General features: G+C 70.2%; 19 protein-coding genes. 3 read left to right on the top strand and 16 right to left on the bottom strand.

Annotation, left to right across the window (positions count from 1 at the left end; translation table 11 throughout):
• Window positions 1–532: 532 nt before the first annotated feature.
• From ACERZO_RS30970 to ACERZO_RS31035, 14 genes are all read right to left on the bottom strand, one after another.
• Entirely contained in the window at window positions 533–1,759 is a 1,227-nt protein-coding gene (locus tag ACERZO_RS30970; RefSeq protein ID WP_372668502.1) for an HNH endonuclease signature motif containing protein, read from the bottom strand.
• 176 nt (window positions 1,760–1,935) lie between these two features.
• Window positions 1,936–2,418, bottom strand: a complete 483-nt coding sequence (locus tag ACERZO_RS30975; protein WP_372668504.1) for a hypothetical protein — start codon at window positions 2,416–2,418, stop codon at window positions 1,936–1,938.
• Window positions 2,415–2,891 carry a hypothetical protein gene (locus tag ACERZO_RS30980; RefSeq protein ID WP_372668991.1) on the bottom strand — a complete coding sequence of 159 codons (477 nt, stop codon included), beginning with the start codon at window positions 2,889–2,891 and terminating at the stop codon, window positions 2,415–2,417. Before ACERZO_RS30980 ends, ACERZO_RS30975 begins: the two co-directional genes overlap by 4 nt.
• A gap of 2 nt (window positions 2,892–2,893) precedes the next feature.
• Window positions 2,894–4,129 carry an MCE family protein gene (locus ACERZO_RS30985; protein ID WP_372668506.1) on the bottom strand — a complete coding sequence of 412 codons (1,236 nt, stop codon included), beginning with the start codon at window positions 4,127–4,129 and terminating at the stop codon, window positions 2,894–2,896.
• The gene (locus ACERZO_RS30990; RefSeq protein ID WP_372668508.1) at window positions 4,126–5,271 is read right to left on the bottom strand and encodes an MCE family protein; all 1,146 of its coding nucleotides are present in this window, start codon (window positions 5,269–5,271) and stop codon (window positions 4,126–4,128) included. The genes ACERZO_RS30985 and ACERZO_RS30990 overlap by 4 nt, the downstream gene beginning before the upstream one ends.
• Window positions 5,268–6,461, bottom strand: coding sequence for an MCE family protein (locus tag ACERZO_RS30995; protein WP_372668510.1), 1,194 nt, complete (start codon window positions 6,459–6,461; stop codon window positions 5,268–5,270). Before ACERZO_RS30995 ends, ACERZO_RS30990 begins: the two co-directional genes overlap by 4 nt.
• Complete coding sequence (locus tag ACERZO_RS31000; RefSeq protein WP_372668512.1) at window positions 6,458–7,489, bottom strand: MlaD family protein; 1,032 nt, start codon at window positions 7,487–7,489, stop codon at window positions 6,458–6,460. Before ACERZO_RS31000 ends, ACERZO_RS30995 begins: the two co-directional genes overlap by 4 nt.
• Entirely contained in the window at window positions 7,486–8,523 is a 1,038-nt protein-coding gene (locus ACERZO_RS31005) for an MCE family protein (protein WP_372668514.1), read from the bottom strand. Before ACERZO_RS31005 ends, ACERZO_RS31000 begins: the two co-directional genes overlap by 4 nt.
• Window positions 8,520–9,842 (bottom strand): MCE family protein, encoded by a 1,323-nt coding sequence (locus ACERZO_RS31010; protein ID WP_372668516.1) that lies wholly within the window; start codon window positions 9,840–9,842, stop codon window positions 8,520–8,522. Before ACERZO_RS31010 ends, ACERZO_RS31005 begins: the two co-directional genes overlap by 4 nt.
• A complete protein-coding gene (locus ACERZO_RS31015) occupies window positions 9,839–10,681 on the bottom strand; it encodes an MlaE family ABC transporter permease (protein WP_372668519.1) in 843 nt (280 codons plus the stop codon). The genes ACERZO_RS31010 and ACERZO_RS31015 overlap by 4 nt, the downstream gene beginning before the upstream one ends.
• Window positions 10,681–11,412: an MlaE family ABC transporter permease gene (locus tag ACERZO_RS31020; protein ID WP_372668993.1), complete on the bottom strand. Its 732-nt coding sequence runs from the start codon at window positions 11,410–11,412 to the stop codon at window positions 10,681–10,683. Before ACERZO_RS31020 ends, ACERZO_RS31015 begins: the two co-directional genes overlap by 1 nt.
• Before the next feature lie 141 nt (window positions 11,413–11,553).
• Window positions 11,554–12,318: a glucose 1-dehydrogenase gene (locus tag ACERZO_RS31025; RefSeq protein ID WP_372668521.1), complete on the bottom strand. Its 765-nt coding sequence runs from the start codon at window positions 12,316–12,318 to the stop codon at window positions 11,554–11,556.
• On the bottom strand, window positions 12,315–13,172 hold the full coding sequence (locus ACERZO_RS31030) for a 3-oxoacyl-ACP reductase (protein ID WP_372668523.1): 858 nt from the start codon (window positions 13,170–13,172) through the stop codon (window positions 12,315–12,317). The genes ACERZO_RS31025 and ACERZO_RS31030 overlap by 4 nt, the downstream gene beginning before the upstream one ends.
• Window positions 13,173–13,254: 82 nt before the next feature.
• Window positions 13,255–13,446, bottom strand: a complete 192-nt coding sequence (locus ACERZO_RS31035) for a ferredoxin (RefSeq protein WP_372668525.1) — start codon at window positions 13,444–13,446, stop codon at window positions 13,255–13,257.
• A 70-nt stretch (window positions 13,447–13,516) separates the two neighbouring features.
• Here ACERZO_RS31035 and ACERZO_RS31040 point away from each other — a divergent pair, with 70 nt between their 5' ends.
• From ACERZO_RS31040 to ACERZO_RS31050, 3 genes are read left to right on the top strand one after another with little or no spacing between them, the layout of a single operon-like run.
• Window positions 13,517–14,680, top strand: coding sequence for an acyl-CoA dehydrogenase family protein (locus ACERZO_RS31040; RefSeq protein ID WP_372668527.1), 1,164 nt, complete (start codon window positions 13,517–13,519; stop codon window positions 14,678–14,680).
• 9 nt (window positions 14,681–14,689) lie between these two features.
• Window positions 14,690–15,721: an acyl-CoA dehydrogenase family protein gene (locus ACERZO_RS31045; RefSeq protein WP_372668529.1), complete on the top strand. Its 1,032-nt coding sequence runs from the start codon at window positions 14,690–14,692 to the stop codon at window positions 15,719–15,721.
• A gap of 39 nt (window positions 15,722–15,760) precedes the next feature.
• Complete coding sequence (locus ACERZO_RS31050; protein WP_372668531.1) at window positions 15,761–16,810, top strand: LLM class F420-dependent oxidoreductase; 1,050 nt, start codon at window positions 15,761–15,763, stop codon at window positions 16,808–16,810.
• Between the two features lie 34 nt (window positions 16,811–16,844).
• Here ACERZO_RS31050 and ACERZO_RS31055 read toward each other — a convergent pair whose 3' ends face one another.
• Together ACERZO_RS31055 and ACERZO_RS31060 are read right to left on the bottom strand one after the other, a co-directional pair.
• The gene (locus ACERZO_RS31055) at window positions 16,845–17,981 is read right to left on the bottom strand and encodes a serine hydrolase domain-containing protein (protein ID WP_372668533.1); all 1,137 of its coding nucleotides are present in this window, start codon (window positions 17,979–17,981) and stop codon (window positions 16,845–16,847) included.
• A 2-nt stretch (window positions 17,982–17,983) separates the two neighbouring features.
• Window positions 17,984–20,665: a bifunctional acetate--CoA ligase family protein/GNAT family N-acetyltransferase gene (locus ACERZO_RS31060; RefSeq protein ID WP_372668535.1), complete on the bottom strand. Its 2,682-nt coding sequence runs from the start codon at window positions 20,663–20,665 to the stop codon at window positions 17,984–17,986.
• Between the last annotated feature and the right edge of the window lie 2 nt (window positions 20,666–20,667).

The raw sequence follows: 20,667 nt of genomic DNA on the forward strand, positions 1-20,667 counted from the left end.
GCCGGTGACTGCGGGGAGTTGGCAGGCTGCGAACCGCGAACAGAAGGCACAGCCTTCGGGACATGAGGACACGAGCATCGGCCCACAGCCGACAACTGCGGAAGTTGCCAGGCTAAGAACGGCAGACGGCGAGCACGGCCTTGAAGCAACTTGGGCACGGGGTGAGCCGAAGCCGATGGCTGCGGACCCTCCGCGTTCGGATGCAGGAACGCTCTGCGGACTGCACCCGAGGTGCGGGGACATGGCGAGTGCAGTTGCCGTTGCTGCGGCTCGGAGCAGCTGATGGTTCGGGATTGGCGCTGTGCCTGGTTGGCTGCTCGCGGGCGGTGGCTCTGGTGCGCGATGTCCAGTTGGTCTTCAGGCGGAGCGGCGGCTGGAGTTTCTCTATTCAGCGCCCGGTGGGATGAGCGTCGATGTGGGTTGTGGGCTTGGGTGGGTGAGGTCGGGATCTGGGCCTGGGTAAGTTCGGGATCTGGGCGTGGGTGTAGGCCCGTAGCCGTCTGGCTGCGGGCCTGTCCCATGTTTGGTTGTCTCACGCTGCGAAGGGCAGCGGTTGGTGCAGGTTGTTGCGCCTGGGTTTTCGTTCCTTGTCCAGGAACACGGGTGGCAGGAACTCCGGTAGGCCGTCGGCGGCGATGCGGACTTCCCAACCCGAGCGGTGCAGCAGCCGGTGGTGGTGGGCGCACATCAGGACCAGGTTGTTCAGATCCGTTGCCCCGCCTTCGGACCAGTGATGGATGTGGTGGCCCTGGCAGTGCCTCGGTGGGCGGTGGCAACCCGGGAACGCACAACCCCGGTCGCGCAGGTAGAGCGCTCGACGCAGACCTGCGGAGATCAGGCGGCGGAGACGGCCCAGGTTCAACGGCTCGCTTTTGTCGCCGAGGACGGCGGGGATGAGCATGGCGTCGCAGGCGTGCAGCCGGGCTTCCGCCGCCGACATCGTGCCGGTGTCGCCGAGGGTGGCCTGGCCGAGGCCGGTCTTGAGGTCGTTGAGGTGGACCGCGACCATCACGTGGGCGCGTTCGCCGGCCTGCATCGGCAAGGTCGGAGAGTTGAGGGCCAGGTCGATCGCGTCGGAGAAGGCGTCGCCGTAGCGTTCCTGCGGGGACCGCAGGTCGGCGCCCTCGCCGGTGGTGGTGCGGCGTTCGGCCAACGCGTCGAGCAGGGCGCTGGCCCGGGTGCCGGTCTCGTCGTCGAAGCGGCCGTGCAGTTCCCATACCCCGGTTCTTTTGCGGCGGAGCGACAGTTCGCGGCGGGGGATCGCGGGTTCGGTGGTGTCGGGTTCGGGGCCGTCGGGGTCGAGGTGCGCGATGATGCGGGCACCCAGAGCGGCGACTTGTTTGTGGCCCGCGTCGGCGGCCAGAGCCAGCAGGTGCTGCTCGGCGTCCTCGCGGTGCTCGGACGGGATCTGGGTGAGGGCGCCGACGATCGTGTCGATCATCGGGTTGCTCAGGCGACCTTCCGCGGCGGCCGTGGCGGTCGCGGGGGCGACGGCAGGGGTGCTGTCGAGGTGGTGGCCGGGGTGGAGGGCGCGGGCGCGTTTGACCATCGTCTCGGCCGCGGACTTCGGGAGATCGGCCAAGTGCTCGAGCAGGCGCGCGGTGGAGCGGTAGCCGAAGAGTTCCATCACCCCGCGGGACTCGATTTCGGCCAGCAGCGCACCGATCTCGGCTTCGGCGGAGCGCACGACGGTGAGCAGGGTGGAGATGCGATCGGCCAACACCGTCGCATCCGTCTTCCACACCGCTTCCGTTGCCATACAACAAGGTTAGCCGAACTCGAACGCATGATCACCACACGATCAGGTGGTACCGAGAACTCCGGTAGGGGCACCGTCGCGTGGGGAATCGGCGCTGCCGACCACCACGAGAAGGCAACCACAAGGAGCGCCGATTTCCCACGCCCCGGCGAAGCCGTATCTTTAGAGCCGAGCCCCTACAACGCAGTCAGAGAAGCAAGTTTCCAGCGCCCATCAACCCGCTTGGCACCAACAGCAAGCTGAGCAACCGAAGAAGCCGGCGCACCGCCACCCTGAGCAACGGTCTGCTGATCCAAGAACAGCAAGAGCGAAGCATCATCCCCCACCAAGGACCGCACGCCGACAGCCCGAACAGTAGTAGTCCGAACGAGCTTCTCCGCAGCAGCCCGCGTACGAGCCGAAGCGAACTGATCCCGATACTGACGGACGGCATCCCCCACCAAGACCTGAGAAGCCGCCCGCTCAGTACGATCCAGATTGGCGTAGTCGTAAGAGAAAACCGACTTCACGGCATCACTGACCTCAGCCGACACAGCAGCGGTCGCAGCGGAGTCCACCAAGGCCTGGTTGTCTCCAGGAGAAAGCGAAGCCGTCTCGACACCGAACCAAACGGCGCAACCCAAGGCCAGAGCCACCACGACAGCCAACACCCGAGTCACGACCCGGCCGCCTGAACACCCGAGATCTTCCACCCGTCAGCGGAACGGGAAACGTCCACAGTCAACCGGTTCAGACGCGGAGCAGCAGCCGAACCGCCTGTCGAGACCCGCACGTCCAATACCGCCAAGAGACGGGCAGCCCCGCGAGCAAGATCGATCTCCGTGACCGCCGCCTGAACCAGCGACGCCGAAGAAACCGTGCGCGCCGTCGAAGCTCGATCGATCTGCACCTGGCGATCGCCGGCGAGATCCTTCCCGTACTGCCCCGTCGTCGCCGCGATCCACCGGTCCACGTCCGCGCCGGCCGAGCGGTAGTCGATCGTGTTCAGCGTCACCAGCTCCGGGCCCGCCGCCGCCAGGACCGCGTCGCGCTCACGGCCGCGGGCCAAGGAATCGTCAGTGGCCGCCCGCCACCAGGACCAGCCCGAAAACGCGGCCGCCAACACCGAAAGCACCGCGGCCACGACCAGCACCCTCACGGCGCGCCCAACAACCGGCCGAGGCCACCGGACGAAGGACCCGTCAGCAGGCTCAGCATCCCCGGCAGCTGCGGCGGCGAAGAAGCGGCAGCCTGCTGCGAAGGCGCAGCCGGAATCGCCGGCGGCTTCCCCGCATAAGGCGCGTTCTGCGCCCCACGCACTCCGGTCGGGCTCCCCGGCGGCTCGGCGCAGTACGCGTTCATGTTCACCGGCGCCTCAGTGAGATCATTCGCCGGACGCTGCTTCGTCCCCTCGTACCCCTTCGTGCACGAAGCCGGGTCGAAGAAGTTGAACACCACGCCCAAGTGACCCGTCCCGTCCGGGGACGTCGACGGCGAGAACGCCCCGATGATCGGGTACGCCACCAGCAGTTCCTCGAGGGAGTCGCGCCGGGACGACGTGATTTGGGCCGTGGTGAGCAAGTTCGCGAACAGCACACCCAAGTCGGTACCCGACGCGGCGAGCACGTCGCTGATCTGCCGGCTCAGCTGCGGTGCCTCCGCGATCACGCGCCGCAGATCCGGATCGGACTTCTTGAGCTGACCCGCGATCGTCTTCAAGCCGGCGGCGAAGTCGGTGATGTTCGCCGCCTGCCGCTGCTGCGTGTCCAGCACCACTCGCGAGTTCGACAGCAGCCCCTGCGTCTGCGGGACGTACTGCGCGGCGACGGCGGTCAGCGATCCCGTGCTGTCCAGCAGCTGCTGCAGTTCCGGTCCCGCGCCCGCGAACGCGTTGTACGTCTCGTCGACGACCGTTCGCAGCGAGTCCGGGTGGACGCTCGCCACGAGGTCGTCCAAATGCGACAGTACGGTGTCCGGCGACGGCGGCAGCGACGTCTTGTCCGCCGTGATCACCGAACCGTCCTTCAAGTAAGGCCCGCCGTCGTGCAACGGGAGGAGGTCGACGAACTGCTCCCCCACCGCCGACCGGTTCGCCACCTGCGCGTGCGCGTCGGCCGGGATGTCCGGGGCGCCCGCGTCGATGTCGAGCGCCACGTCGACGCCGTGCTCGGTCAGCGTCATCCCGGTCACCCGCCCGACCGTCACTCCCCGGTAGGCAACCTCGGAGTTGACGAAGACGCCGCCGGAGTCGGTCAGCTGCGCCGTGACGACGTAGCCGCGGCTGCCGAAGAGCCGGTCCAGCCCCGCGTAGTGGCCGCCGGCGTACACCACCGACACCACGGCGATCACGACGAACGCGAACAGCTGGATCCGGATCTTGCGGGTGGTCACCTGCCGCCCCCGATCAGGCCCAGCAGGCCGCCCAGCAGGTCGGGCCCCGCGGACTGCGGGACCGAACCGAGGTCGGGCAGCGGCAGCGGTGGCGCGACGGCGGAAGGCTGCCCGGACGGCAACGCGATCGGCGGCTGCGACGAGTTCGTGAAGTTCGAGATCAGCGTGTCCAGGTCGAGGTTCACGTTCGCCTCGACGTTCGCGTAGTCGCCCTTGATCACGTTGCCCGCGTAGTCCGGGAACGGGTACGTCAGTAGGATCTGCAACGCGTTCGGCAGATTCGATCCTGCTTCGCCGAGCTTCGTCAACGTCGGCTGCAGCGCCTTGAGGTTCGCGACGAGCTGGTCACGGCTCTTCGTCACGGTGTCGACGGCGACGCCGGACAGCGCGTTGAGCGCGTTCAGCATCCCGACGAGCTGGTCGCGCTGGTCGGTGACGACCTTCAGGCCCGGCGCCAGGTTGTCCAGCGCGTTCGTCAGGTTCTGCGTCTGGCCGGCCAAAGTCTGCGACAGCTTCCCGAGCCCGTCGATCGCGCGGAGGATCTCGGTGCGGTGCCCGTCGAGCTGGGTCGCCAGTTCGTCCACTCGGGACAGCAGCGCGCGGATCTCCGGCTCGTTGCCGGACAACGCGTCGTTCAGCTCGTGGCTGATCTTCTGGATCTGCTCGACGCCGCCACCGTTGAGCAGCAGCGAAAGCGCGCCGAGCACTTCCTCGACCTCGGGGTTGCGGTTGGTGCGCCCGAGCGGGATCTGCGCGCCGTCGCCGAGGTGGCCGGTGGCCGGCTCGGCCGTCGGCACGCTCAGCTCGACGAACTTCTCCCCCAGCAGTGAAGACTGCTTCAGCTCGGCGCGCGCGTTGGCGGGCAGCGCGATGTCGCCGTTGACGGTCATCGCGACCAGCGCGGACCGCGTGTCCGGCGTCAGGGAGATCTTGTCGACGCGGCCGACGGCGACGTCGTTGACCTTGACGCTGGACTGCGGCACCAAGTCCAGGACATCGGTGAACAACGCCGTGACGTGGTACGGGTGGTCGCCGACGTCCGCGCCGCCCGGCAGCGGCGTGCCGTAGAGGCCGTTGAACCCGCCGTCGCTGCAGGCCGCCAGCACGAGCACCCCGGCGAGCACTCCCGCGAGCCGCTTCACTTCGCACCGCCCGTCAGCTGCTCCATGACGTCGACCAGCGGCAGCGGCAGTGGCGGCAAAGTGCCGTTCTGCAGGGAATTCAGCACCTGCGGGATGGTCGGCAGCTTCAACGCGCCGTCCAGGACCGGCGCCAGCTGCTTGCAGATGTTGCCGAGCGTGTCGGGCACTTCCTTGGGCGTGAACGAGCTGATCAGCCGGCACACGGTGAGGATCGGCGGGTTGGTCAGCTCGTTGAGGTTGTCGCGGACGGCGATCGTGCCCGACGCCGCGTCGTAGGAGTTGATGAAGTTCGTCGCGCCGGTCGGGGCGATGTCGAGGACTTCGGCGAGCGCGGCCCGCTGGTCGACCAGGACCTTCGACAGCGAAGCCAGCTTGTCCACATTGGACTCCAGCGCCGTCTTGTTGTCGTTGACGAACGTCTGGACGTCGCCGAGCGCCCCGCCCAGCGACTGCAAAGCCGCGCCGACGTCGGACGAGTCCGCCGCGAGGAACTGGCTGACGTCGGCAACGCGCCCGTAGAACTCGTTGAGCTGCTGGTCGCTCTGAGCCAGGGCCCCGGTGAAGGAGTTGAGGTTCTGCACGGTCGAGAACAGGTCGTCCTTCGAGCCGTCGAGGGTCTTGGCCAGCTCGGCGAGCTGCCCGACCGTCGAGTTCAGCGAAGCGCCGTTGCCCTTCAACGTGTTCGCCGCGGTGTCCAGGACGCCGGACAGCGCGCCGTCCTTGTTGGCGCCGTTCGGACCCAGCGCCGTCGACAGCTTGTCCAGGCTCGAGTACAGGTCGTCCAGCTCCACCGGCGTCGCCGTGCGGTCCTTCGCCAGCACTGTCCCCGAAGCGAGCACCGGACCGCTGTCGTAGGCCGGGGTCAGCTGGACGTACCGGTCGCTGACCAGGCTCGGCGCGACGACGACCGCGCCGACGTCGGCCGGCAGGGACACGTCGTCGACGCGCATGTCCACGCGCACCGCGTCGCCCTGCGGCGTGACGTCGGTGACCTGCCCGACCGGCACGCCGAGCACCCGCACCGACGAACCCGCGTAGAGCCCGACAGTCTTGCCGAAGTAGGCCGAGACCACAGTGCCGGTGGCGGCGCGGAACACCAGCCACAGCCCGGCGGTGACGACCAGCGCCACGATGCACGCGAACGCCAGCCACGTCACCAGGCTGCGGCCGCGGTAGGTCCGGATGGTCATCGGCCGCCCACCCCCTGGTTCGGCGCCGCGATCGGCGGGGTGCAGCCTTCGGGGTTGATGGTGACGACGCCGGCGTTGATCGTCGGCGGCAGCAGCCCGCACAGGTAGCCCTCGAACCAGCGGCCGTTGCCGGTGGCGTTCGCGCCGACGCGGGCGAACGGCGCCATCAGCTGCAGGCTCTTGTCGAGGTTGCCCTGGTTGCGCTGCAGGATGTCGGTCACCTTGCTCAGTTTGTCCAGCGTCGGTTTCAGCTGCGCCCGGTTGTCCTGGACGAGCCCGGTCAGCTGCTGCGAAAGCTGCTGGGTGCCGGTGAGCAGCGCGTTGATCGCCTTCTTGCGGTTCTGCAGCTCGCCCAGCAGCAGGTTGCCGTCGCTGATCACGCGTTGCAGCTGGGCGTTGCGGTCGGACAGCGTCTTGGAGACCTGGCTCGTGTTGGCGAGCAGCGTGTGCAGGTCCGCGTCGCGAGAAGACACCGTGCGCGCCAGCGACGACAGCCCGGAAAGCGTGTCCTTCAAGTACTGCGGGCTGTCCTTGAGGCTGTCGGAGAGCGCGTTGAAGCTGTCCGCCAGCTGCTTCGTGTCGATGTCGCCGACCGTCGTCGACAGCTGCTCGAACGCGTCCTGCAGCTGGAACGGCGTGCGCGTGCGGGCCTGCGGGATCGTCGAGTCCGGCTCCTGCGCGCCGTCGCCCTTCGGGTCGAGCGCGAGGTACTTCTCCCCCAGCAGCGTCTTGATCTCGATGGACGCCGTCGTGGCGTCGCCGACCCGGACGTCCTTGACGCGGAAGCGCACCAGCACCTGCTTGCCCCGGAGGGAAACCGACGACACCGTGCCGACCTTCACCCCGGCGACCTCGACCTCGTTGTCCGGCGCCAGCCCGGCGGACTCGCCGAAGTACGCCGAGTACGTCGTGCCGTTGCCGAAGAACGGGAGCTGGTCGGAGAAGTACGTCGTGGCCGTGACGAGCACGATCAGCACGAGCGCGACCGCGCCGACTCCCGCCTGGTTGCGATCCTTCAGCGGCTTCACGGACCACACCTCTCCGCGCGCTGGGTGCCGGGCAGCGGGACGATCGGCACGGTGATGTCGAGCGAGGAAATGCCGATGGTGCCGGTGATCCCGCACAGGTAGTAGTTGAACCAGCTGCCGTAGCTCAGGGTCCGGGTGAACTTCTGCAGGTTGCCCGGCAGCACCTCGAGGAGGTGGTTGATCAGCTCGCCGGAGTCGCCGAGGTTCTGCGACAGCACGCCGAGCTGCGCGACGTCGTCCTTGAGCGCCGGGCGCGCGTCGGCGAGCAGGCCCGTCGTGGACACGGCGAGGTCGCCGAGCGCGCTGACCGCGTCGCCGATCGGCTTGCGCTGCTCGGCCAGCCCGCTGACCAGCTTCTGCGTCTGCTCGATGAGGTCGCCGAGCTGCGGGCCGCGGGCGTTGACCGTGCCGAGCACGGTGTTGAGGTTCGCGATGACCTGGCCGATCACCTGGTCCTTGCTCGCGATCGCCGTCGTCAGCGATGCGGTGTGCTGCAGCAGGCTGGTGATCGTGCCGCCCTCGCCCTGGAAGACGCTGATGATCTCGGCCGAGAGCTGGTTGACGTCCTTGGGGCTTAACGCCTTGAACAGCGGCTTGAAGCCGTTGAACAGCACGGTGAGGTTCAACGCGGGTTTGGTGCGCTCCGGCGGGATCGTGCCACCGTCCGGCAACGCGCGATCGCCCGGGACGTCGGTGCCGAGCGCGAGGTAGCGCTGGCCGACGAGGTTGCGGTACTTGATCGTCGCGGTCACCGTCTCCGGCAACCGGTACGCCTGCTCGACGTCGAACCGCACCTCGGCGAGGTTCCGCTCGCCTTCGACCACCCCGATCGCGTCGACCTGGCCGACCTTCACGCCGGCGATGCGGACGTCGTCGCCCTCCTTGAGCCCGGACGCGTCGGTGAACTTCGCCAGGTATCCGGACGTCTCGCCGAAGTTCGTGTTCGCGATGGTCGCCGCGAGGACCCCGGTGAGCAGCACGGTGACGACGGCGAACACCGCGAGCTTGATCAGCGACCCGACGAAGCTCCTCACTTCAGCTCCACCTCCGCCCCGCGGTAGAGCGGCCCGACGATCAGGCCGGCCCAGCCGGGCACGTCACCGGGCGAGGTGCCGAGCGCGGGCGACGCGAGCAGGTCGATGAGGTCGTTTTCGTAGGCCGAGCCGACGATCGTGCCGTCGCCGCCGACGGCGCCACCACCGGCGGGCAGCTCCTCGGGCGGGTACTTCGGCGGTGGGGGCTTGGTGGAGCCGTCCTTGATGGCGCCGTCCGGCGGGTACTGCGGCCACACGCCGGGGTGCGGCACGCTCGGGTAGCAGCGCGGGCCGCGCTTGTCGTCGTACTTCGGCTCGTCGACGCCGGGGAGGTACTTGCCGCGGCTGGCGGCGAACTCGATGGTGACCCGGCTGACCTCGGGGTGCGCGGTGCCCTTGCCGAACGCCAGTTCGGCGCGCGGCACGGATTCCGCGAGCTGCCGCATCAGGCACGGGTACTCGGGCGCGTACTTCGCGAGGACGTCCAGCGTCGGCTGGACCGCCGTGGTGAGCCGGATCAGGTTGTCCTTGTTGACCTGCAGGAAGCTCGTGAGGTCCACGGAAGCCGCGGTGACGGTGGCGTAGAGGTCGGTCAGCTGCGCCCGCTGGTCGACGATCGTCCGGCTCGTCGTCGTCAGGTCCGACAGCGCCTGCAGCAGGTCGGGCGCGGCCTTGTCGTAGGTGTTCGCGACGTTGGCGAGGCCGGTGATGTCGGCCTTGACGTCCGGCAGCGACGGGTTGAGCTTGCCGAGGTAGTCGCTCAGCTGGACGAGCGTCTGGCCGAGCTGCTTGCCGCGGCCGTCGAGCGCGGTCGACACCGCCGTCAGCGTGCTCGCCAGCTTTTCCGGCTGGACGGCCTGCAGCAGCGGCATCACGTCGTCGAGGACCTTCTGCAGCTCGATCGCCGCGCTGCTGCGGTCCTGCGGGATGACGTCACCGGCCTTGATCGGCCCCTCGGCGGTCTCGGGCAGCTGCAGGGCCACGTACCGCTCGCCGAAGAGCGTCTTCGGCAGCAGGCGCGCGGACACGTTTCGAGGGATGACGTGCGTCTTGTCCGGGTCCAGCGCCAGCTCCAGCTCGGCGTGGTCGCCTTTCGCCAGCACCGAACGGACTTCACCGACGAGCATGCCGCGGACCTTGACGTCGCCGCCCGTGCGCAGCTGGCTGCCGACGCGGTCGGTCTCCAGCTTCACGAGCGTCACCGGCGTGAACGCCTTGTTGTAGACGGCGAGCGTGAACGCGATGAACAACGCGGCCACGAGCAGGAAGGCGAGCCCCAGCACCTGGTACCGGAGCCGCTGCCACAGCTCGCGCCTCATCCGGAGATCCTCACCGTCGTGTTGGCGCCCCAGATCGCCAGCGACAGGAAGAAGTCCAGCACCGAGATCAGCACGATCGACGTCCGCACCGCGCGGCCCACCGCGACGCCGACGCCGGCCGGGCCGCCGCTCGCGTTGAAGCCGTAATAACAATGGGACAGGATCACGAGCACGCTGAACACGATCACCTTCCCGAACGACCACAGGACGTCGCCGGGTGGCAAGAAGAGCGTGAAGTAGTGGTCGTAGGTGCCCGCGGACTGGCCGTAGAGCCAGATGGTGATCTGCCGCGACGCGAGGTAGCTCGACAGCAGGCCGACCGCGTACAGCGGGATCACCGCGGCGACGCCGGCGAGCACCCGCGTCGTCACCAGGTACGGCATGCTCGGTACGCCCATGACCTCGAGCGCGTCGATCTCCTCGGAGATCCGCATCGCGCCGAGCTGGGCGGTGAAGCCGCAGCCGACGGTCGCGCTCAAGGCGAGGCCGGCCGAGAGCGGCGCGACTTCGCGGGTGTTGAAGTAGGCGGAGATGAACCCGGTCAGCGCGGCCGTGCCGAGCTGGTTGAGCGCGGAATAGCCCTGCAAGCCCACGATGAGACCGGTGAAGAGCGTCATCCCGATCATCACGCCGAGCGTCCCGCCGATGACCGCGAGCCCACCGGTGCCGAAGCAGACTTCCGTGAGCAGCCGCAGGGTTTCCCGGCTGTAGCGGCGGATCGTGCGCGGCGACCACGCGAGCGCTTTCGCGGCGAACGAGAGCTGCTTGCCGAGTCCTTCCAGGCTCTGGCCCGGACGCGCGATGTATTCGAGCGTCCGGTCGCTGTCGACGGCCGTCATCACATGGCCTTCGGCGGGACGATCCGCAGGTAGATCGCGGTGAGCACGACGTTGATGAGGAACAGCAGCAGGAACGTGATGACGACGGCCTGGTTGACGGCGTCGCCGACGCCCTTCGGCCCGGGCGGCGGGTTCAGCCCGCGGAACGCCGCGACGACGCCGGCGACGAAGCCGTACAGCAACGCCTTGATCTCGCTGACCCACAGGTCCGGCACCTGGGCGAGGGCGTTGAAGCTGGCCAGGTACGCGCCGGGCGTGCCGCCCTGCAGGACGACGTTGAAGAAGTAGCCGCCGAGCACGCCGACGACGCTGACCAAGCCGTTCAACAGCACCGAAACGACCATCGCGGCGAGCACGCGCGGCACGATCAGGCGCTGGATCGGGTTGACGCCGAGGACTTCCATGGCGTCGATCTCTTCGCGGATCTTGCGCGCGCCGATGTCCGCGCACACCGCGCTGCCGCCGGCACCCGCGACGAGCAACGCGGTGATCAACGGGCTGGCCTGCTGGACGATCGCCAGCGCGCTGGCCGCGCCGGTGAACGACTGCGCGCCGATCTGCGCGGTCAGCGAACCGAGCTGCAGCGCGATCACCGCGCCGAACGGGATGGCCACCAGCGCGGTCGGCAGGATCGTGACGCTGGCGAAGAACCAGCACTGCTGGATCCATTCGCGGGCCTGGAACGGGCGTTTGAAGATCGCGCGCAGGACTTCCCAGGAGAGCGTCGCCATGCGGCCGACCTGGGTCAGGGCCGCGGTTCCCGGGAGCGTGCCCGTGCTCTCGCTCACCACACCTCCCAGTAGGTCGTCGCTGACCTCCGAGTGTTCTCCATACCCGGTGCCCGATTTTCGTTAGCGGTGTTAACTGATCGTCTAGAAACTCAGGTTGAGCGCGTGCGACGCCGTGGCGCCGCCGTCCGCGACGAACTCCGCCCCCGTGCAATACGCGCTTTCGTCGCTGGCCAGGAAGAGGACGAGCTTCGCGATGTCCTCCGGCTGCCCGACCCGGCCGAGCGCCACCTTCTTCCCGACGTACGACATGTCGACTTTCTGCCCGCCCGCCGCGGTCTCGACCATCTGCGTGTCGATCGCGCCGGGGTGCACCGAGTTGACGCGGATGTGCTTGCGGCCGAGCTCCATCGCGGCGACCTTGGTCATCCCGCGGATGGCGAACTTGCTCGCGGTGTAGGCGACGAGGTAGGGCATCCCGGCCAGTCCCTCCACAGAGGACACGTTGACGATGGAGCCACCGCCGGCGGCGGTCATCGGTTCAACGACCGAGCGCATCCCGAGAAACGCCCCGATCTGGTTCACCCGGATGACGCGTTCGTAGTCGGCCAGCTTCGTCTTGCCGAGCTCGGAGAAGTGGAGGATGCCCGCGTTGTTGACCAGCACGTTCGGCGCGCCGAACTCGGTCGTCGCCCGGTCGACTGCGGCGGCCCAGCCGTCCTCGTCGCCGACGTCGAGGTGCTGGTAGACGGCCTGCTCCCCCAGTTCGGCGGCGAGCTGCTTGCCCTCGTCGTCGAGGATGTCGGCGATCAGCACCTTGGCGCCCTCGGCGACGAACGCGCGGGCCGCGGCCTCGCCCTGGCCGCGCGCGGCGCCGGTGATCAGGGCGATCTTCCCGTCCAGCCTCATGACTCTCCCAGGATCTCGGTGGCGGCGAACATCCGGCCGGGGTCGCGGTCGGCGAAGAAGGCGCTGACCGACGTCTCGAGCTCGTCGAGGGACCAGCGCTGCTCGATCCGCGGCGCCCCGACGAGCGACACCGCGCCGCCGTGGACGATGAACACCTGGCCGTTGACGTGCTCGGCCGCGGGTGAAGCGAGGTAGGCGACGAAGGGGGCGACGTGCTCGACCGAGAGCGGATCGGCGCCCTCGGCGGGAGGAGCACCGAACACGCCCTCGGTCATCGCCGTCCGCGCGCGCGGGCAGATCGCGTTGGCGCGGACGCCGTACTTGGCCAGGCCGCGGGCGGCCGACATGGTGAGCGCGGTGATGCCCGCCTTCGCCGCGGCGTAGTTGGGCTGGCCGGGCGAGCCGATGAGGAACGCCTCGGACGCGGTGTTGACGAGCCGGCCGTACACCGGCCGACCGTCCGCTTTGGACTTGTCGCGCCAGTACCTGGTGGCGTTGCGGGACAGCAGGAAGTGCCCGCGCAGGTGGACGCGCAGGACGGTGTCCCACTCGTCGTCGGACATCGAGAAGAGCATCTTGTCGCGCAGCACGCCCGCGTTGTTGACCACGATGTCGAGCCCGCCGAGGTCGAGCGCGGCGGCCACCAGCGAGTCCGCGGTGGCCCGGTCGCCTACGTCACCGGCGACCGCGACGGCCTTGCCACCTGCGCCTTCGATCTCTTCGACGACGTCCTTGGCCTCGGTGATGTCGTTGACGACGACCGTCGCCCCGCGCGCGGCGAGGGCGAGGGCCTCGGCCCGTCCCAGTCCGGCGGCGGCGCCGGTTACGATCGCTGTCCTGCCGGTCAGGCTCACGCGAGGCCTCCTCATCGAGTCCTGTGACCGCGCCTACACTAGAATCTGTTCTTGCTCTCCGCAAGGGTTTCAGTGAACGGTGCTAACCCGTGATGAACAGGGCGTTCTTTGGGCAGCCTTTGACCGCATCTGTAACTTGTTCTATCTGATCGGCCGACACAGGGCCCGGCTGGATGACGAGCTCCTCGGCGTCGTCCAGGTCGAAGACGTCCGGCGCGAACCCGACACACACCGCGTTCGCCTCGCAGAGCGAACGATCGACGCCGATCTCCATGCTTCCTCCGCCGCGTGAGTCCTGGTACAACTAGAACAGGTTCTACTATAACGCCGGATCGAGGTGACGGGTGCGGATCGACTACACGCCGGAGCAGCGCGCGCTGGCCGCGGAGCTTCGGGAGTACTTCGCCGAGCTGATGACGCCGGAGCGGCGGGAGAGCCTGCGCGCGGGGGGCGGCGAGTACGGCGACGGCTTGGCGTACAAGGAGATCGTCCGGCAGCTGGGCAAGGACGGCTGGCTCGCGCTGGGCTGGCCGAAGGAGTACGGCGGGCAGGACCGGTCGATGCTCGACCAGCTCATCTTCACCGACGAAGCGGCGATCGCCGGGGTGCCGGTCCCGTTCCTCACGGTCAACACCGTCGGGCCGACCATCATGCGCTACGGCACCGACGAGCAGAAGGCGTTCTACCTGCCGAAGATCGCCGCGGGCGAGCTGCACTTCTCGATCGGCTACTCCGAGCCGGAGGCCGGCACCGACCTCGCGTCGCTGCGGACGCGCGCGGTGCGTGACGGCGACGAATACGTCGTCACCGGGCAGAAGATGTGGACGAGCCTGATCGAGTACGCCGACTACGTCTGGCTCGCCGTCCGGACCGATCCGGACGCGAAGAAGCACCGCGGGTTGTCGATGCTGATCGTGCCGACGTCCGCCGAAGGTTTTTCGTGGACGAAGGTGCACACGGTCGCGGGCGCGGGCACGAGCGCGACCTACTACGACCAGGTGCGCGTGCCGGTGTCGGCGCGGGTCGCCGAGGAGAACGCGGGCTGGCCGCTGATCACCAACCAGCTCAACCACGAACGCGTCGCGCTGACCTCGGCGGCGCCGGTGCGCAAGGCACTCGCCGACGTCCTGGCGTGGGCGAAGGAAACCGGCGCCATCGACCAGGAATGGGTGCGGGTGCACCTCGCGCGGGTGCACGCCGGCGCGGAGTACCTGAAGCTGCGGAACTGGCGGATCGCCTGGGCGGCCGCGGCGAGCGAGCTCGGGCCGGCGGAGGCGTCGGCGACGAAGGTGTACGGCACGGAGTTCGCGATCGAGGCCTACCGGCTGCTGATGGAGGTGCTGGGCGCGGCCGCCGTCGTCCGCGACGGCTCGCCGGGCGCGCTGCTGGCCGGGCGGATCGAGCGGCTGCACCGCTCGGCGCTGATCCTCACCTTCGGCGGCGGCACCAACGAGATCCAGCGGGACATGATCGCCGCGACCGCCCTCGGCCTGCCCGTCACGCGCTAGGAGCGTCTCATGGACTTCACCCCTTCCGAGGCGTCGGCCGACCTCGCCGGGCTGACCCGGCGGATCGTCGCCGGCAAGGCCAGCCACGACCCGCACGGCACCGGCGGCTTCGACGCTCCTTTGTGGACGGCGCTGGGGCAGGCGGGCGTGCTGGACGCGGCCCTGCCGTCGTCGCTGGGCGGCGGCGGGTTCGGCCTGCTGGAGCAGTGCGCGGTGCTCACCGAGATCGGCCGCGCGGTGGCGGCGGTCCCGTACCTGCCGTCGATCACGATGGCGGCGTCGGCGCTGGCCGAGTTCGGCACGCCGGAGCTGGTGGACCGCTGGGTGCTGCCGGTCCTGCGAGGAGAACGTGTTCTAGCGGTGGCGCTGTCCGGGTTCACGGCTTCGGAAGGCGTGCTTTCGGGCTCTCGGTCCGCGGTGGCGTTCGGCGCGTTCGCCCACGGGTTCCTGGTCGCCACCGACGACGAGGTCTTCCTGGTCGACGCCGCCGCGCCCGGGGTGACGGTCCGGCCGCAGGCGACGACCGACCACGCGGACGCGTGCCTGCTGGAACTCTCCGGCGTGCCGGGGACTTCGCTGGGCGACATCGGCGAGTGGCTGCGGCTGCGCGGGACGGCCGGCGTGTGCGCGCAGCAGCTCGGCGTCGTCGAGCGGTCCCTGGAGCTGACGGCGGCGTACGCGGCCGAGCGCAAGCAGTTCGACCACGTCATCGGCGGTTTCCAGGCGGTCCGCCAACGCCTCGCGGACGCGTACGTCGACGTCGAAGCGGTCCGGCTGACCTCGCTGCAGGCCGCGTGGCAGCTGGCGTCGGACCTGCCCGCCGCGGAGGCGGTGGCGACGGCCAAGTTCTGGGCCGCGGAGGCGGGACACCGCGTGGCCCACACGACGGTGCACATCCACGGCGGCGTCGGCATCGACGTGGACCACGAGGTGCACCGCTACTTCACGGCGGCGAAGCGCCTCGAATTCGAGCTGGGCCCGGCGACCCCGCAGCTGCTGGCGCTCGGCACCCTGCTCGGCACCCCTGTCCCACCCCAGTAAACCCGTAGTTCGTTGGTTACCAACGGTAACTTCGGGTGAGTGAAAATCGGACTGAACATCGGGTATTGGGGTGCCGGAAACGACTGGGCGAACCTGGAGCTGGTGGCGGAAGCCGACCGCCTCGGGTTCTCCGTGGCGTGGGTGGCCGAGGCCTACGGTTCGGACGCCGCGACCGTGCTGGCGTGGCTGGCGGCGCGGACCGAGCGGATCGAGCTGGGCAGCGCGATCCTGCAGATCCCGGCGCGCCGCCCCACCATGACCGCGATGACGGCGGCGACCCTGGACAACCTGTCCGGCGGCCGGTTCCGGCTCGGGCTCGGCGTTTCCGGCCCGCAGGTCGCCGAGGGCTGGTACGGCGTCCCGTTCGGGAAACCGCTCGAACGCACGCGGGAATACGTCGAAATCGTGCGCAAAGCCCTGCGGTACGAACGGGTCCGCCACGACGGCGCGCATTTCCGGCTGCCGCTGCCGGGCGGGCCGGGCAAGGCTTTGCCGCTCGCGGTACCGCCGGTGCGCGAGCACATCCCGCTCTACCTCGCCTCGCTCGGCCCGAAAAACCTCGAACTCACCGGGGAGATCGCGGACGGCTGGCTCGGCCTGTTCTTCTCGGCGGAGCACGGCGGCGAGGCGCTCACCCGGATCCGCGCGGGCCGCGCGAAGATCGGCGAGACCCTGGCCGGGTTCGACGTGGTGACGACGGTCCCGCTGGCGGTCGACCCCGACTGGCGGAAGGCGGCCGACCACGCCCGGCCGTACGTGGCGGGGTTCGTCGGCGGAGCGGGCAGCCGGGAGCGCAACTTCTACCGCGACCTGGTGGCCCGCATGGGCTACGAAGCCGCGGCCGACGAGGTCCGCGAGCGGTACCTGACGATGGACTACGCGGGCGCGATGGCGGCGATCCCGGTGGAGTTCCTCGACGCGACGTCGCTGCTCGGCCCGAAGGAGCGCATCGCCGACGGCATGCGCGCCCTCGCCGAAGCGGGGGTGACGACGTTGGCGGTGTCGCCGACGCACGACGACCCGGCGGCCAACAAGGCAGCGCTGCGGTGCGCGGTGGAGGCGTTGGAGCTGGCCGGGGTCGGCGACTGAGCCGCGCGCGAGCAGTCTGCCGCGGCCGGCGCCGTCACTGCTCGGCGGCGTACTGCCAGAACTCCTGCATCAGCGGCGTCGGCTCCGGGCTCGTCATCTCCACCTGCGTCAGCAACACCGTCACCGTGCCCGTCGCCGGGTGCAGGTGCCAGGCCGTGCCCGCGCCGCCGACCCAGCCGTAGCGGCCCGGGACCTCCCACGGCCGCGTCGCCTGGACGTCGACCGATCCGCCGTAGCCCCAGCCCTGGCCGTGCAGGAACACCCGGCCGGCTTCGCGCTGGGCCGGGGTCAGGTGGTCGGTCGTCATCCCGTGCACCGACTGCGCCGTCAGGAGCCGGTGGCCGTCGACCGTGCCCTCGTCCAGCAGGAACCGGGCGAACTTGAGCAGGTCGTCGGCCGTCGAGACGAGGCCCGCCGCGCCGGACGGGAACGCCGGCGCGCTGCTCCACCGGCCCTCCGGCGAGTCGATCAGCCGCAGCCCGCTCTCGCCGGGCCGGTACGCACTGGTGAACCGGCCCAGCGCGGCGGTCGGCACCGCGAACCCCGTGTCGGCCATGCCCAGCGGCTCGAACAACCGCTCCGCCAGGAACTCCGGCAGCGGCCGGTCCGCCACCCGCGCGATCAGCGCGCCCTGGATGTCCGATCCGGTGTCGTACAGCCACGCCTCCCCCGGCTGGTGCAGCAGCGGCACCTGCGCCAGCGCGGCCAGCCACTCGTCCGGCGCGAGCGCCCGCGGGGCAGCCGCCGGGTGGCCGAGCACCTGCAGCAGCAGGTCGACGGCGGGCAGCGTCATGTCCGCCGCGAGGCCGTACCCGCAGCGGAACGTCAGCAGGTCGGCCACCGTGATCGGGCGGACGGCGGGCACGACGTCGTCGACCGGCCCGGCCGGCGTCCGCACGACCACCGGCGACGCCAGCTCCGGCAGCCACCGCGCGATCGGGTCGTCCAGCGCGAGTTCGCCGTCGTCGACGAGCAGCAGGACCGCCGCCGCGACGATCGGCTTGGTCAGCGACGCGATCCGGAACAGCGAGTCGCGCGCCATCGGCACGGTGCCCTCGGCGTCGGCCGAGCCCACGGCCGCCACCTCCAGCCGGCCGCCGTGCGCGACGAGCGCCACCGCACCCGGTACGTCCTCGATGTGCTTGGCCAGCACCTCGGTCAAGGTCACCATGGTCAGTCCAGGGGGTTGATGGCGCGCAGGCGCCGCGGGCCGGTGTCGGGCCGCGACGGCGGCGGCCCCAGCACGAGACGGGCGTTGGCGACGAAGGCGCCGTCCGGCGACGCCAGGATCGGGTCCAGCACCAGCGACCGCACCTCCGGGTTGTCCTCGGCCAGCGCGGCGACGCGCAGCACCATGTCCTGCAGGGCGGCGAGGTCGGCGGGCTCGTCGCCGCGGTAGCCGGTGAGCAGCGGCGCCGTCCGCGGCTCGCGCAGCAGCGTGGCCGCGTCGACGTCGGTGAGCGGCACCGCCCGGTACGCGCGGTCGCCCAGCAGCGTGCTGACCAGCCCGGACAGCCCGAACGACACGAGCGTGCCGAACGACGGGTCGTCCTGCAGCCCGATCACGCACGACAGGCCCTTCGGGGCCATCCGCTGGACGTACACGTCGTCGTCATCGGAGATCTCGCGCAGGGTTTCGTAAGCGGTGCGCACGGAGTCCTCGGACGCCAGGTCGAGCCGCACGCCCGCCAGGTCGGGGCGGCCGCGCAGCCGCTCGTCGACGGCCTTGAGCGTCACCGGGTAGCCCAGCTCGGCCGCCGCGGCGACGGCTTCGTCCACTGTGGACGCCACGCGGAACGGGACGACGTCGATGCCGTAGCACCCCAGCAGCCGCACGACGTCGGTGTCGGACAGCAGCGTCGTCTTGCCGCTCTCGTTTTCGAGGAGCTCGCGCACGAGTCCCTGCGCCTGCTCGGTGTGCGTCCCGGCCGGCCGCACGAGCGTGCCCTGCGGGCGCTGCCGCCACGCCGCGTACCGGACGACCCTGGCGAGCGCGTTCACGGCGCGTTCCGGGCTCGGGTACGACGGGATCGAGCCGCGCGTCGGCACGCCGTCGCCGGTCGAGACGGCCAGTTCGTCGGGGACGCCTTCGGCGGCGAGGAACGTCGAGACGATCGGCTTGCGCTGCCCGAGTTCGACCACGGTTTCGCGCAGGGCGCGCGCGTACGCCGTGCCGGGGATCGCCACCGGCGGGGCGAACACGACGACGAGCGCGTCGGTGTCCGGCGAGGTGAGCGCCTCGCCGACCGCCTTGGCGAAGTCCTCCGGGCCGGCCTGCGGACCGACGTCGACCGGGTCGAAGGCCAGCCGCAGGCCCTGCATCCGCGCGGTGTCGGCGGCCAGCAGCCCGATCGCGCTTGAGTTGCCGACGATCGCGACCCGCGGCCCGGCGGGCAGCGGCTGGTGGGCGAACACGAGCGCGGTGTCGAACAGCTGCGCCAGCGACTCCACGCGCACGACGCCGGCCTGCTCGAACAGAGCCTGGACGCTGGCCTCGTCGATCTCCGTGGACGTCGCCGCGAGCTGCGGGCGGACCGCGTGCCGCCCCGACTTCACCGCGACGATCGGTTTCGTGCGGGCCAGCCTCCTCGCCAGCCGCGCGAACTTGCGCGGGTTGCCGAAGGATTCGAGGTACAGCAGGACGAGGTCGGTGTCCGGGTCGGTTTCCCAGTACTGGAGCAGGTCGTTGCCCGAGACGTCGGCGCGGTTGCCCGCCGAGACGAACGTCGACAGGCCGAGGCCGCGCGACTCCGCGTCGGCGAGGATCGCGGTGCCGAGTGCGCCGGACTGGCAGAAGAACCCGGTGCGCCCGCGCACGGGCAGGCGCGGGGCGAGGGTGGCGTTGAGCCGGATCCCCGGCGCGGTGTTGAGCACGCCGAGGGCGTTCGGGCCGACGACGCGCATGCCGTGCGCCCGCGCCTCGCCGACCAGCCGCAGCTCCGCGTGCAGGCCGTGCGGTCCGGCTTCGGCGAAGCCGCTGGAAAGGATCAGCAGCGTCTTGACGCCCTTCGCGAGACAAGCGTCCAAAACGGACTCGACGGACTCGGCCGGCACCGCCACGACGGCCAGGTCGACCGGGTCCGGGATGTCCAGCACCGACGGGTACGCGCGGACGCCGCGGACCGAGCGGTGCTCCGGGTTGACCGGGTAGACGGTGCCGGTGAACGCGGCGGCGAGCAGGTTCGCGAAGGCGACGTGCCCGACCTTGCCCGGCTCGGCGGACGCGCCGATCACCGCGACCGACGTCGGGTGCAGCAGGTTGTGCACGCTGCGCGCTTCGGCGGCCTGCTCCCGGGAGCGCGCGACCGCGAGGGACTCCTCGGTCGGGTCGATGTCGAACTCCAGGTGCAGCACGCCTTCCTCGATCTCGCGGCTGACCTGGTAACCGGCGTCGCGGAAGACGCGGACCATGGCGGCGTTCTCGGCGAGCACCTCGGCGACGAACCGGCGCAACCCGCATTCGGACGCGGCCGCAGCGAGGTGTTCGAGGAGGATCGAGCCGAGCCCGCGGCCCTGGTGGGCGTCGCTGACGACGAAGGCGACCTCCGCCGACGGGCCGTGGTCGAGCCGTTCGTACCGGCCGACCGCGACGATGTCGTCGCCGAGGAAGGCGCCGAACGCGACGCGGTCGTGGTGGTCGACGGTGGAGAACCGTTTGAGGTCCTTCTCGGGGATCCGCGGGTACGCGCCGAAGTAGCGGAAGTAGCGGGTGCGCTCGGACAGCTTGGCGTGGAAGGCGACCAGGCCGTCGGCGTCGGTGGGGACGATCGGGCGCAGGTGGACGGTGCCGCCGTCGGACAGCACGACGTCGGCTTCCCAGTCGCGGGGGTAGTCGAAGGGATCCCGGCCGGTCATGG

This window comes from Amycolatopsis kentuckyensis (assembly GCF_041679295.1).
GTDB lineage: Bacteria > Actinomycetota > Actinomycetes > Mycobacteriales > Pseudonocardiaceae > Amycolatopsis > Amycolatopsis kentuckyensis_A.

Bases quoted from the DNA above. Each gene is read 5' to 3' on its own strand.
- ACERZO_RS31025 (WP_372668521.1), bottom strand. From the start codon at position 12,318: ATGAGGCTGGACGGGAAGATCGCCCTGATCACCGGCGCCGCGCGCGGC.
- ACERZO_RS30970 (WP_372668502.1), bottom strand. From the start codon at position 1,759: ATGGCAACGGAAGCGGTGTGGAAGACGGATGCGACGGTGTTGGCCGAT.
- ACERZO_RS31055 (WP_372668533.1), bottom strand. From the start codon at position 17,981: ATGGTGACCTTGACCGAGGTGCTGGCCAAGCACATCGAGGACGTACCG.
- ACERZO_RS31045 (WP_372668529.1), top strand. From the start codon at position 14,690: ATGGACTTCACCCCTTCCGAGGCGTCGGCCGACCTCGCCGGGCTGACC.
- ACERZO_RS31020 (WP_372668993.1), bottom strand. From the start codon at position 11,412: ATGGCGACGCTCTCCTGGGAAGTCCTGCGCGCGATCTTCAAACGCCCG.
- ACERZO_RS31035 (WP_372668525.1), bottom strand. From the start codon at position 13,446: ATGGAGATCGGCGTCGATCGTTCGCTCTGCGAGGCGAACGCGGTGTGT.
- ACERZO_RS31015 (WP_372668519.1), bottom strand. From the start codon at position 10,681: ATGACGGCCGTCGACAGCGACCGGACGCTCGAATACATCGCGCGTCCG.
- ACERZO_RS31010 (WP_372668516.1), bottom strand. From the start codon at position 9,842: ATGAGGCGCGAGCTGTGGCAGCGGCTCCGGTACCAGGTGCTGGGGCTC.
- ACERZO_RS31060 (WP_372668535.1), bottom strand. From the start codon at position 20,665: ATGACCGGCCGGGATCCCTTCGACTACCCCCGCGACTGGGAAGCCGAC.
- ACERZO_RS30995 (WP_372668510.1), bottom strand. From the start codon at position 6,461: ATGACCATCCGGACCTACCGCGGCCGCAGCCTGGTGACGTGGCTGGCG.